Origin of the sequence: Frigoribacterium sp. Leaf186, assembly GCF_001423905.1 — a bacterium.
Classification (GTDB): domain Bacteria; phylum Actinomycetota; class Actinomycetes; order Actinomycetales; family Microbacteriaceae; genus Frigoribacterium.
The window spans coordinates 708141-721396 of sequence record NZ_LMPQ01000010.1 but is presented as its reverse complement, the minus strand read 5'-3'; the positions used below and the strand labels follow the sequence as shown (position 1 = coordinate 721396).

General features: G+C 61.9%; 7 protein-coding genes and 1 pseudogene. 3 read left to right on the top strand and 5 right to left on the bottom strand.

Going from position 1 to position 13256, the window contains the following annotated elements:
- Window positions 1-93 precede the first annotated feature (93 nt).
- Together ASG05_RS10130 and ASG05_RS10125 are read left to right on the top strand one after the other, a co-directional pair.
- The gene (locus ASG05_RS10130; RefSeq protein WP_157490164.1) at window positions 94-1107 is read left to right on the top strand and encodes a hypothetical protein; all 1014 of its coding nucleotides are present in this window, start codon (window positions 94-96) and stop codon (window positions 1105-1107) included.
- A 395-nt stretch (window positions 1108-1502) separates the two neighbouring features.
- Window positions 1503-2447, top strand: a complete 945-nt coding sequence (locus ASG05_RS10125; protein ID WP_157490163.1) for a hypothetical protein — start codon at window positions 1503-1505, stop codon at window positions 2445-2447.
- Between the two features lie 44 nt (window positions 2448-2491).
- Here the strand turns inward: ASG05_RS10125 and ASG05_RS15910 are convergent.
- The 5 genes and pseudogenes from ASG05_RS15910 to ASG05_RS10105 form a co-directional block, all read right to left on the bottom strand.
- Window positions 2492-2961 (bottom strand): annotated as a pseudogene (locus ASG05_RS15910) (DDE-type integrase/transposase/recombinase); the annotation flags it as partial.
- Between the two features lie 70 nt (window positions 2962-3031).
- Window positions 3032-5488: a class I SAM-dependent DNA methyltransferase gene (locus ASG05_RS15905; protein ID WP_162240647.1), complete on the bottom strand. Its 2457-nt coding sequence runs from the start codon at window positions 5486-5488 to the stop codon at window positions 3032-3034.
- 73 nt (window positions 5489-5561) lie between these two features.
- Window positions 5562-8639 carry a type I restriction endonuclease subunit R gene (locus ASG05_RS10115; protein WP_235491493.1) on the bottom strand — a complete coding sequence of 1026 codons (3078 nt, stop codon included), beginning with the start codon at window positions 8637-8639 and terminating at the stop codon, window positions 5562-5564.
- 29 nt (window positions 8640-8668) lie between these two features.
- Window positions 8669-9907, bottom strand: coding sequence for a restriction endonuclease subunit S (locus ASG05_RS10110; protein WP_157490162.1), 1239 nt, complete (start codon window positions 9905-9907; stop codon window positions 8669-8671).
- Window positions 9904-11850 carry a class I SAM-dependent DNA methyltransferase gene (locus tag ASG05_RS10105; RefSeq protein ID WP_235491457.1) on the bottom strand — a complete coding sequence of 649 codons (1947 nt, stop codon included), beginning with the start codon at window positions 11848-11850 and terminating at the stop codon, window positions 9904-9906. Before ASG05_RS10105 ends, ASG05_RS10110 begins: the two co-directional genes overlap by 4 nt.
- Before the next feature lie 414 nt (window positions 11851-12264).
- Here ASG05_RS10105 and ASG05_RS16345 point away from each other — a divergent pair, with 414 nt between their 5' ends.
- Window positions 12265-13215, top strand: coding sequence for a hypothetical protein (locus ASG05_RS16345; RefSeq protein WP_157490161.1), 951 nt, complete (start codon window positions 12265-12267; stop codon window positions 13213-13215).
- Window positions 13216-13256: the final 41 nt, after the last annotated feature.

Here is a 13256-nt window from a genome sequence, read left to right as displayed (position 1 = left end):
ATATCCCCCTCGCGACTGATTGTGCGGTCTGGGCGGTTGCAGGAGGTTTGACCTCACGGGGGACGCCCCTCACTGGTGATCAAAGGAGGAAGAATGCCCAAACCAAAAAACACGCTGATCATGACAAGCATCGGTCTGCTGTGCGCCGCGGCCATTGTGGGGACGTCCACGGTGGCGCATGCTGAGGCGTTACCTTCCGATGAGTCGATCGAGGCTATTGCCGCTGTCGCTCCGGACGTCCTCGACGCAGCCGCGGACGCGTTCACTTCCCCAACCAAGGCAGCTACCTTTGCCACTGACGACGTCAGGGTGAGCGTCCCCGTCGATGCTTCTGACGGAGCCTCTCTACGCACGAATGATCAAGAGCTGACGGTGTCGCTGCCATTCGCTGATCAGGCCACTGAAGCAACCGTGACCGAGTCCGGGGTGGCGACATTTGACAATAACAACTCGTCCACCACCACCCCAGTGGTTCGCGACGATGGCACCTTGCAAATTCTTACAGTAATCAACGATGCAACTGCGCCAGCTCTATACGATTACGAGCTGTCCGTACCGGCCGGTGGGACCATGGCCATTCGCGAGGATGGTGTAGTCATCCTCACTGACGCGGACGGCGGGTTCGCCGGGACCGTCGCGCCGGCGTGGGCAAAGGACGCAGCCGGCGCCCCGGTGGCCACTCATTACGAAATCAACGGGAACACACTGACCCAGGTGGTCGAGCACGGCGCAGGCACGCAGTACCCCGTCGTGGCGGATCCGTGGCTGGGAATCACATTGTTCCAAAGCTTCAGGCGGGACTCGTACCAAGGCGATTACCGCTACAGCGCCTGGGTCACCGGGCCCGGCGCAGTCGTTCTTAGCGGCGGCGGCGGGGTTGGCGGTTACCTTGCTGGCCAAGCAGTGTTCCGCGGTGCCGGTTGGGCCGAATGGAAGGCAAAATGGCCTGCGATCACGAACAAGGCCACGTTGCAGCAGCAATACAACTGCCACGTCGCGGCAGGCTCATACGGATTGCCCTTCACACAGGACTACAACCTCGAACGTTTCCGCGCGAACCGTACGGACTGGGCCGCCGGCATCGTCTCTCATCGCTGTAATTGGTGACAACTACACCCATCTCGAATGAAGGCTGAGCAAATGAGAAATTCCATCATCGGGTCTGTCATCACCGTAGTAATTGGCACGGTGGTCACCGTCGCTTTTCTCATCGCGATCGGCATGGACTACCGTCACCAAGAGGACCGTGGAGTCGAGCCGGGTTATACGCCAGATGCCCTACTCAGGGGCTTCGACGCCGGCCTATGGATCGTCGGCATCGGTCTTGTGGCCCTCATTGTGTGCAGCATCGTCGCACTTGCTCGACGTCGCGGGGGTCCCACTCCGCAGTCCACGGCATCTCACTAGCCCGACACTTCGACGCCAGTGATGCCCCGGCCTTCACGTGCCGGGGCATCGCTGCATGCCTGCTGCCGGGGCTGCTGCCGGTCTAGCCTGCGGCCGTGCCGGACGTCGTGCCCGAGTCGGTGGTGTTGATCCTGCCGAACGAGACGCCCGCTACCGAGGTCATGACAGACGACGGCCCGTTGCAGGTGCAGCCCGCCACCGGCGAGGTCGCCTTCACACCCACGACGGCCACCGCAGCCGGTCGCCTCCCCACCGCCGTCACCAGCACGCAGGGAGCCGCGCAGACCCTGCCCGTCGTGGCCACCGCGGCTGACCCGCTCGTGCCGCTCGATCCCGCGGCCACACGTCTCGAGGCGCCCGCCGGGGCAACGGTGGATGCCGACGGCACGGTCGTCGTGGTCCCCGGTGAGGGACGCTACGAGCTCGACCGCACCGCCGGAACCGTGCTCTTCACGCCCGTGTCCGCCTTCACGGGAACGGCGACGCCGGTGCCCTACGTCGTGACCGACGCGGCCGGAGCGACCGCCGCCTCCACCCTGACGCCCTCGGTGACCAAGGGCGCGAGCCTCGACACCTCGACCGGCGAGCAGGACACCCCCCAGCGTCTCGCGGTGACCGAAAACGACGGAGGCACGGTGCCGGTCTCCCCCGCCACCCTCCCTCTCGTAGACCCCGCCGGTGTCGACGCCGCCACCGTGGTGCTGCCCGGTGAGGGCACCTGGACGGTCGACGGTGAGGAGCTGGTCTTCACGCCGGAGGCAGCGTTCGTGGGCACGCATGCACAGTCTCCGCTTTCGGACGTTCACCTCGGCCCTCGCCATGTCCACATGCTTTCTACGTTGGCAGCCACCATCCCCACCGTGGCTTCGATGATTTGCTCTGACATAGTGATGTCAAGCGTCATATCCCACTCAGGACAATGGGTAGTGGACGCGAACCAGTCGCGCTGCGTGGGTAGTGGGCGCTTCCTTCTGTACATTGGCCGCACGTTAAGTCGAGCGCCAAGAGGCCGAGGTCGGGACTGCTGTCGGTCTAGTTGACTCGTCTTATTTGAGGTTTTCAAGCCGACTGAGCGGCTTGCGTAATTAATTAACTCGAACTCGATCGGGGTGAGTTGGCCGATTCTTCGTTGCCGCCTGCGGCGGCGGTAGGGCCGCTCGATCCAGGTCACGATCGCCAGCCGCGGGTCCTGCCTCGACTGCCATCGCTGTCTTTTCAGAACGTTCTTCTGCAACAGCGAGAAGAAGGACTCCATCGCCGCGTTGTCCGCGCAGGCGCCGACCCGACCCATCGACCCATCGACCCATCGATCATGAATTGCGTGAGTTGCTCGACGAATTTCCTTGACCGGAACTGAGATCCACGGTCCGAGTGCAGCGTCGTGCCGACGGGTTCACGCAGGGCGGCGGCGGCGTTGCGGAGCGCAGCGACGGCCAGGTCGGCCGTCATCCTCGAGTCGTTCGAGTAACCAACGATCCGGTTTGAGCAGACATCCTTGATCGCGCAGAGGTAGAGCTTGCCTTCATCGGTCCAATGCTCAGTTATGTCAGTCAGCCGTTACCCAACTCGACCCGGGGCCAGTCGGTCCGTGCTGGCGCCGAGGTCAATGGAGCCGAGAACCGGCCTAACCGAGAGCTAGCCCCCCGAAGTCCGAACGGAAGCCTTCGACATCGTCCTGGATCTCGCTATCGAAACCTTGCTGGTAGCTGACCATGCGGACGCTCGCACCTTCGGTACGGTTGTAGAAATAGGTCGTGTACTGCGCGTCCCGTGGAGCTGCCCTTAGCTGCACGAACTGTCCCAAACGCAGCGGTGACTCGGATTCGTCCCTTACTAGGTAAAGTTCCCCATCAACCATCTCTTCGCCGACGCTGAACTCCTTGATTTTGAAAGGTGACCGCGTTCCGACGGCAACCTCCGCCGCCTGAACGCGCCCGTCGCGTCGAAGCTTCGAGCCTCCGGCTCGAACTAGAAGAAGTTGCGTCCAAACGGTTCCGAGGATTTGCCGAAGTTCGCTGAGGTCGCCCTGGAGAGAAAGGACCTGCCGTCTCCACTCTTCTTCTGAGGTGTAGCCGGTGTGCCCGAGCCATCGGTTTCGCTTCGTATTTACCTCATTGATCTTCTTCACAAATTCCTTCGAGGTCAGCCGCTCGATACCGGTTTGAGTCAGGCCGCCAAATGCCCGTCGGATACGAGCAACCTCATCGGCGCTCCCCGCTTCGAGTGCGCTACGCAGTTCCTTCGTGACTCTTTCGATGATGACCACCCACGTGCCGAATGAGGCCCGCTCGATGCTGAGATGCTTCTCGTTCAGCGTCTGGCGGATTCCCGCTTCGACCCCGCTACGGCTTCCGGGGTCAGTCCTACTCGCGGAGAGCAAGACGGTTGCGTGAAAGGTTACGATCGCCTCCCAGGCGTGGATGTAAGCCCGTTGCTGCTCGCCAGCCGTCGACGCTGTCTCCGCGGTCCAAAGCGCTGACGCCACTGGGTAAGGCAGGTGGTCCAGCCAGCTGCTGAGCGAGTCATCGAAGGCGCCAGCGATTCGATTCACCACGTCCTCGGCGCCTTCCGGAGAAGCCCAGACGCTCTCGCGCTGGGCGGACAGCGCAGCTTCGAACGATAGAAGACGTACGTCGGCCGAGGAGAGCGCGAGCTGCGTGCCGTGGTCCGGCACAGGGACGATAAGCTCATCCGCCCAGCGCATTAGGGAGCTGGCATCCGATCGCAGCGCGTTGATGAACGTTCCCCTGCTGCTGGCTCGAATGGCCCGCCTGCGGCTTGCCGTGCCTTGTTCCGTATTGAGCCAGGCCGCTAAGAATCCAGGATCGACTATCTCACCGTCGAGCGAAAGCGACAAAACACGACCGTCTGAGCGTGTACCAGCCATCTCCGCGGCTGCCTTGCCCCCGAGAGTCGTCGGAACGTAGAGATGTCCGACCGACTCAGCTTCAGCAGAGGCTTTAAGCAACTCCGGCTCGCGCGCGATCAGACTGCTCAACCGTCGCCCAGGCCATCCCTTCGACTCGATGTCTCTAAGGAGTTCGCGCGACTCGTCCCCGAAGATGCGGCTGGGATCGAGGTCGACGGTCTCCTGCGGATCATCGATGATTGACACTCCAGAGGCCGGACCGTACCGAGACTCCAGGAAGCGAACGTCGATTGGCGTGTCGCAGTAGGTCGAGAGGCGCCAGGACAGCCGCTTACTCTCGGCGGAAACTCGTTCCAGGCGAGCATCTCGTCGAGTGAACTGGCGTACGGAGATGCTGCGGTTGCGGGGCCCGGACTTTCCAGTTCTCAGCCCCGCCTCGAGTTCCTGGAAAGCCGAGATCGGCATCGAGCGGTACCGATGCTCAGTGGTGAACTCAGTCTGGAGATCGGCGATCATTGCCTTTCCCCGACGAGCATCCGTCGCTCTGTTGGTGAAGGTGACGAGATAGAGCGGGATTGACGTATTCGGTGCAAGACCATCGGGCAACCGTGTGACCGACTCCAGCATCCCCGCCTCGACGATCTTCTGCCTTACGGATGCAGAGTCGCCTCCGGCCGATAAAGCGCCTGGGGCCACCAGCGCGGCCACTCGCCCTCCGCCGTCGGCGACCGGGCGCAGCTTCTCGAGGGCGAGCGAGATGAAGAGCCATGTGCTGTCTGAGCGCTGCGGCAGGCCGTATCCGAAAGAGCCGGATTCCCGACGGGCGTCCACCTGCGAGTAAACATCCCCCCAGGCCAGGCCCCAAGGGGCGTCGACAATAACGAGGTCGGCCTGGAAGTCTTCGAACTCGTCGTGCACCAAGGTGTTCCCCACCGCAATCGCGGCGTCGGGCACGGCCTCGAATCGCCGCCCGCTCAGGGAGACAGCTTGATCGCTAATGTCCTGACCGCGGTAGCGGACGTGCACCCCGTTTGACCTCAGTGCATCAGTGAGCAAGAAACCAGCGAAGCCTGATCCGGCGGTCGGATCCCAGACATCCAATGAAACGAGACTCGGGTCTAGCCGGCTGAGACATCCGACGGCAAGTGCTCGGGCTAAGGTCAGGCTCGTCGTGTGCTCCGACCCGATTAAATCGGGATCGACATCGGACACGGGTACATAGCTCGTATTTTGCAGAACGGCGCCAATAGCGGGGTGGTTAGAACTCCTCGTCGACGTCCTTTGCTCATTCGGCATTGGTCTGGCCCTTCAAATACTCGTAGAGCATTGCAGGCAGCGCTTTGCCGATCTCCTCAAACAGACCGTTGTCGGTGAAGAGATCGTCGATAAAAGCCGGGGTCTCGTCTCGGACCCCGAGCAGCGCCTTCGTGAACGCCTTCGGCAGGGCCGGGGATTCCGCGAACTGCTGCTCAGTATTGACTGAAGCCTGCCCCTTGAGGTCCTCATCGAGGGCGAGCTTGCCGATGATGTGGTTCATCTGGAGGTCGATCACGCCGACGCCGTACTTATCCCCGAGACGTTCGTTGATTTTTAGGATGATCTCCTCGAGCGCGCTGCGGTGCTTCTCGTGGATCGCGCCTGACCCAATGGCAATGATCGGGTCCAGTCCGGCGCCCTGCTCGAGGTGCAGCTTCACTGCTTCACCGGCGCTGATGTTGTAGCCCACGAGAGACACGTCCGAGATGTCGATCCGTTCGAGGATCGTTGCGGTCGAGAGTTGCGGAAGGATGCGGCGGAAGAAGTAGTGCCGGCGGGGCAGGTCGGTGTCCTCGAGGTTGCGGGCTTGGGAGATGAAGTCGTAGAACTTCACGAAGTTTTCTACGTCCGCTTTGAAGAGTCGAAGTTCGTCCTGCTCGGCCTTGTCGTCATCCAGCACCGCCGCGACCCATCGCTTTTGGAACCGGTCAACTGCTGGTGCGGTCGCGGCCGATACCTTCGAGTTCACGTTCAGCCCGCCGATGAGTGCGGCATCGAATGCTTGCTCGACCTCGATCATGTCGTACATCCCGGAGGAATCGAGCTTTGCCACGAGGTCGTAAACAAGGTTCGGGTCGGTCGTCGTCGTGAGAGTCGCCTTCCGGTAGTAAGGCAGGAACGCTTTCAGCACCTCTTGAGGGTCGTTGACGAAGTCAAAAACGAACGTCTTGTCCTTGCCGGGGTGGGTGCGATTCAGCCGGGACAGAGTCTGTACTGCCTGTACGCCGCCAAGTTTTTTGTCGACATACATCGCGACAAGGCGTGGTTGGTCGAACCCTGTCTGAAATTTCTCCGCCACGATCATGACGCTGTAGGTGGCTGGTTTGAACGCCTCCGCGAGGTCTGACTGGACGCCTGGGTTCTGAGTGTGCTCCGACAGTCCCTCGCCGACATCCATCGGGTCTTCAACCGTGCCCGAGAACGCGACGAGCGACCGAACACCCATCACGCCGGCATCGAGGATGTAGGCGTCGAGGTACTTCTTCCACCGGACGGCCTCAACGCGCGAACCGGTGACGACCATCGCCTTCGCCTTGCCGTCCAGCAGCGGCTGCACGAAGGTCCGGAAGTGGTCGACGACGATCTTCGCCTTCTGACTGATGTTGGTCGGGTGCAACCGCACGTACCGGACGAGCGCCTTCACCGCGGTTGACTCGTCGACCTCCCCGGCGCCGTCGTAATCACCATCCGGGTGTTGCAGCTTCCACGCCACCTTGTACGGGGTGTAGTTCTGCAACACGTCAAGGATGAAGCCCTCCTCAATCGCCTGCTGCATCGAGTACAGGTCGAATGGCTCCGGCATCGCATCCGGCCCCGCGCCCTCCTGTACTCGCCCGAACAGCTCCAGGGTCTTCGCCTTCGGGGTGGCGGTGAACGCGAAGTAGGAGATGTTCGGTGCGGACGCGGTGACCGTCATCGCCCACCGCAGGTATGCGTCTGAATCGATCGGCGCACCCTGAGCGACGGCGGCCAGCTCGTCCGGAGACAGCACCTTCGCCACCGCTCCGGCCGTCGACCCGGTCTGGGACGAGTGCGCCTCGTCTGCGATCACCGCGAACCGTCGGCCAGCCAGTTCGGGCAGGGTCTGGATTGCGGTGATCAGCGCCTCGAACGACTGGATCGTCACGATCACGATGTTCTTGCCGCCGGTGAGTGCCGCGGCAAGTTGCTTCGACTTCGACTCGCCCGCATCCTTCGTGATCGACTGCACCACGCCAGCCTGCTTCTCGAACTGTCCGATCGCATCCTGCAGCTGCTTGTCCAGCACCGTGCGGTCCGTGACGACGACCACAGTGTCGAACAACCGCTGATTCTCGTCATCGTGCAGTTGGGAGAGGCGGTGGGCGAGCCACGAAATCGAGTTCGTCTTCCCCGATCCCGCCGAATGCTGCACCAGGTAGCGGTTCCCGGCCCCCTCAGCCCGGGCCGCCTCAACGAGCCGGGTCACGGCCCTCCACTGGTGATAGCGGGGGAACAGCACCTTCTGCGTTCTTGTCTTCTTGCCGGTGTCCAGATCGACGCCAACCTCGACCTGCAGGTGCACGAACGACCCCAACAGCTGCAGCCAAGTGTCGCGCTGGAGGATCTCCTCCCAGAAGTACGCGGAGGCAGACCCATCCGGGTTCGCCGGGTTTCCTGCCCCCTCATCCGCACCCTTGTTAAACGGCAAGAACCGGGTCGCGAGTCCGGCAAGTTTGGTCGTCATCCGCACCTCGGAGTTTGACACGACAAAGTGCACCAGCGATCGCTTCGCGAACCCGAACAATCGCTCACCCGCCGACGAACGGTCGAACCTGTACTGATCAACCGCGTTCCCGATCGGCTGCGTGAAGTCAGTCTTCAACTCAACAGTCGCGACCGGAATACCGTTCACGAACAGCACCAGATCCAACGCCTTGTTCGGCTGCTTCACCGAGTAGTGCACCTGACGGACCACCCGCACCCGCATCTTGGCGTACGCGTCGATCGTTTCCGGGTTCTGCGTGGTCAACGGGCGGAACTGCGCCAACCGGAACTTCACCGCACCCCCGTGCAGCGGCACTATCGAGAAGCCCTCGTGCAGAATCCGGATAGTCCCGCCGTTCTTCAACGGGTCGAGTTCCAGGGACTTGGCAAGACGGTCCAAGATGCTTCGACGAGCGGCCTCCCGCTGATCATCGGTGTCTTGCGGGCGAACGACCTTCGCGAACTCGGTTGCCTGCGACGCCTCCAGCCAACCGAGGACATCCTCGGGAAAGAGGGCAAGGTCCCGGTCGTACCCCGCGCCGGTTGGCGAGTACAGCCAACCATTCGACGCAAGATGCTCGGCGATCTCCTCCTCCAGCACCGACTCCAAATGTGCTCCTGCAACGCCACTCACAACTTCACCCCTACGTCGATCTTCCCTGTTACCGCGGCCCCGATGAGCGCAACCCGGCGCTCGCGTGCCAGGTCGCGACCTCGTCGCGCAGCGTCTATGGCGCGATCAATTTCCCCGATGGCCTGGTCCAGGCGCGCAACAACTTCACCCTGCTCGTGCATCGGAGGAACCGAGATCCTCACCGTCAAAAAGTCTCCATAGCTGAGATTCTGCATGCTCAAGCTCGCCCCGACGCTCAACCCTCGGAGTTGCGAACGATATGCGTCTGTTCTTGTCCAGTAGTGCATGTAGGCGGCGTTGGCCGACTCGAACGTAAGCTGCCACAGCTTGTCTGAAAGGTACAACGTGGGGTGGCTCTCGACGACGAGACCGGCGCTACCTACGAGCTCAGGCGTGTTCGCGCGATTCACGATTAGCGACCCACCGCGAACAGGGGACGCCACGCGACCCAGGTCGTCCGCAACGACCCGCTTGTTCTCAGCCGGGTCAAAGAAGCCCTTGGAGACCGCCCCGGTCTTGAGGACTCCAATTTCGTCGCCCTCCGCGGGGACCGAGAACCCGTTGACGCTGACGCCAGACTGACTCTTTGGACCGAGCCGACGGATTTGGACCGAATCCCAGGTCGCCGGCAACTCTCGTGGTGCCACCGCAAGCTCTATCTCCGCAGCGCGGCGTTCTGTGAGGAGGGCAATGATTTTCTCGTTCTTCGCGATGAACGCGTCGATCTGTGCCGTCTCCCGATCCAGATAGTCCGCAATCAACTGCTGGTGTTCAAGTTGCGGCGCGACAATCGGCAGTCGCGCAACCTTTTCGGCTGTGAAGTGGGGGATCGTCGCGGTATTGACGAGCGAATCGATCTCGCCCGACCGCAGAGCGGCTTGTATGGCATAGTCGAGAAAGCGTCCGTCCGAGCGCGTCCGAACTGGTCGAACTCGGACGATCGAGTTCTGGAAACCCCAGTCATAGAGGTCTTTCCGGAGAACAGCAGAGCGACCGTAGCCAGCTCCCCCTTCGACAATTACCACGTCATCCCTGCGCAGCGTCAGCGTTCGAAGCTCGGCGTTCGTGAACCACATCTGCTGATCAGGTAATTCGATCAGGCGTCCGTTCGGTTGCACGTGCGCAGCCCGGAGGTACGGCGCCTGAGTGGAGCCGTCCGTCGGTGACGACTGGACCATCTTGCCGAGGGTGCAGGTCGCGACTCGTTTGAGTTGCACTCGGTCACCCGTGCTCACCGTTCGACCTCGGCGAGCATTGCGCGAAGTTGGTCCATGACGGTGTCGAGGTCGCGGTCGATCTCCTCTAGCGGTCGCGGCGTGACGTATTGGTAGAAGTGGCGAGTGAAAGGAATCTCCGCGCCTTCCTTGGTTTTGGATTTGTCGACCCACGCGTCCGGGCCGTAGGGGAGGACTTCGCGGGCGACGTAGGAGTCGACGTCTTCGTCCCATGGCACGTTCTCGGTGTCGCGAAGGGAGGCGTCCGGTTCAGGGTTGCCCTTGCTGTCGGCGCAGGTGTCGGCGGTGCCGTCCTGTTCGCCAAGCTCGGTGGTCACGGTCTTGAGCAACGCTACGGAGAGGGTGAAGCCTTCGGCGTTCGCGGCGTCCTTCAGCGCCTTGTGGAATGCCGTGCGGTTACTCCACACCGTGACGGTGCCGAGCCGGTCGAGCGTGGCACGCAATGCTGCGGCATCCGCCTCGTTCAGTTTCTGGATGGCCTTGGCTTCGAGGACAGTGTCGATGCGTTCACGGGTGGCGTGCCAGTTGAGTCTGAGGGGTCGCTCGACGGTGATGGTGCGGTACAGGAAGTCCTCATTGCGGAAAATCTTTGAGTGCTCCCCATCCTCGAATCCGGCGTAGAGGCCAACGATCGTCTCGATATTTTGCGGCGAGAGCTCGTTGCGCTTGGAGCCGAGGCCTTTGCGGAGCTTGGTAAACATCTCGCGGCCGTCGATGAGCTGCACCTGGCCCTTACGGTCGCCGTCCTTGCGGTTGGTGAGGATCCAAATGTAGGTGGAGATGCCGGTGTTGTAGAACATGTCCTTCGGCATTCCGATGATCGCTTCGATGAGGTCGTTGTCGAGCAGCCACTTGCGGATGCTCGACTCGCCACTGCCAGCTCCACCGGAAAAGAGCGGCGATCCGTTGAGGACAATCGCCATGCGGGAGCCGCCGTCTTCGGGCTTGCGCATCTTTGAAACCAGGTGCAGCAGGAACAGCATGGCCCCGTCGCTGACAGCGGGAGTACCGGGGCCAAAGCGTCCGTTGAAGCCGAGCTTGGTGTGCTCGTCCTCGACGTATCCTCGCTGGTCTTTCCAGTCAACACCGAACGGCGGGTTCGACAGGCCGTAGTCGAACTTCTTGCCGTCGAAGGCGTCCTCGGTCAAGGTGTCCCCGAGAGCGATGTTATCTACGTCCTGGCCTTTGATAACCATGTCGGCCTTGCAGATCGCGTACGAAGCGTCGTTGTAGTCCTGCCCGTACAGGCTGAGCTGGATGCCTGGGTTCATTCTGCGGAGGTACTCGTCCACGACGGAGAGCATCCCGCCGGTCCCGGCGGTTGGGTCATAGATGGACCGGACCACTCCACACTTCGAGAGGGCGTCATCGTCGAGGGCGAACAGCAGCTGCACCATCAGCGCGATCACCTCGCGGGGCGTGTAGTGATCGCCTGCAGTCTCATTGGATTTCTCGTTCGCGAACCGGATGAGTTCCTCGAACACGAGTCCCATCTGGATGTTGCTGACTGTGCGGGGGTGGAAGTCGGCCTGCGCGAACTTTTCCGCGACCGCGAACAACCTATTCTTCTCGGCGAGCTTGTTCAGCGCCTTGTCGAACTCGAACCGGTCGAAGATGTCCCGTACGTTTGCCGAGAACCCGGCCAGGTAAGACGACAAGTTCGCGCGGAGGTCCTGCGGATCAGCGACGAGCTTGCCGAGGTCGAACGGAGAGGTGTTGTAGAACTCGTGCCCCGACGCTTCGGTGAGCTTCGCCACCTGCAGCAGGTCGGGAAACGATGCGACCATCCCCGCGGTCTCGAGCACAACAGGCTTCGTGTCAGCCAGTACAGCGTCTAGCCGGCGAAGCACCGTGAACGGCAGAACGACCGACCCGTATTCGGAGGGCTTGAACGGGCCACGGAGGGACTCAGCGATGTTCCAGATGAAGGCGACGTGATTCACCAAAGGTGGGCACTCCTGCTCTAAGGCGACAAGGATGCGGCGCTAGCGCCGCGAACCCTCCCATCCTGGTCCACAAGAGCCGAAACGCATGAGTTGCCGACGCCCTATTCGCCGGCATGTATCCTCCCGCACCCTTTGGGATAGCTTGGACTCGTAGACGTGACACCAGCCGGTGTTGAACTCGTAGTCGAACCGAGAAACAAGAATCCCATCGGAATCCCAAGCAGCCGCCTTGGGCAATAGCCACGAGGCTGCCGCACACCCGACTTGTGTCGGCGACGGACCGAAGGGACGGCTGAGGATGCCCCAACCCGAATGCCGACCCGAAGGGGAACGTGTCGGGAGCGGGACAGCCCTGACGACTGACGCGACAACTAGATGCCATACCGCTCGCTCGCCTGGCAATATCGTCAGATGGCAGATCTCACCTCGCTCGCAGACCGCATGGACGAGATCGCCTGTGAGACCTGGGATCGTGTCGTCCGCGAAGACGGCCGTGGCGGTCGCTTCGGTGAGGTAACCATTACCGAGCTGAATGTCAGCAAGCTCCGTGACTTCGCCACCGCCCATCCGAGCATCCCACTCAGGTTTGACCAGCTCGACCCTAATAAGGAGAACGAGCGTGGACTGGACTTCGAGATCTGGATAGAGCTGGCCGACCATGGCTGGCTCGGCTACTCAATGCAGGCCAAGCGCATAAATCCCACGCCTCCACCTGAGTCCTACCTCGAGCTATCACACAAGGGCGGCCTGACGGACCCGGCTAAGCCAGAAGGCCGAACCAACCCTCGTGACCGCTTCCAGTACGAGACGCTGATTCGCCATGCGGAGTCGGTCGGCAGCAACCCCGTCCACCTCTTCTACAACGGCTGGGCCAACGGCGGCCAACCTCAACTCGGCAGTACTCCCCTGTCGGTGCCCCCGCTACAAGCTGGGCTGTTCGGCTGTGCCGCACTGAGTACCTATCAGCTCGTAGAGCTTCGAGGGCAGAAATCTCGACATCCTCGCGAGGCAAACCTCTTCACCCCGTCGATGGTTCCATGGTCGGCGCTTTTCCGCCTAGCGCCTCCCGCTGCCGGGACTCCACTCGGGTATCCGCCATCGCCTGGCAAATCCGGCTTAAGCGGTGTCCAACCCAGCGGCGGCCCGCCCCAAGTCACCCCGGGTGATGGCATCGACACTGCACAGATGGATCAGGTAGAAGCTGCGGCACGGGTAGTTATGCACGGCAACCAAACAGTGGCGATAGCGGATGCCCTACCGTCCTACCTCACTGGGGACTCGACCCGCGTGACGCTCGGCAACCTCGTCCCCGGCCAGATCCGACCTCGTCACGCACTTGTGATTCGCCAGGATGAGTCCTAGAAAGTAAGCCCATTTTCCAGAGCCCACGGAGGCATCGCCAG

Bases quoted from the DNA above. Each gene is read 5' to 3' on its own strand.
- ASG05_RS16345 (WP_157490161.1), top strand. From the start codon at position 12,265: ATGGCAGATCTCACCTCGCTCGCAGACCGCATGGACGAGATCGCCTGT.
- ASG05_RS10130 (WP_157490164.1), top strand. From the start codon at position 94: ATGCCCAAACCAAAAAACACGCTGATCATGACAAGCATCGGTCTGCTG.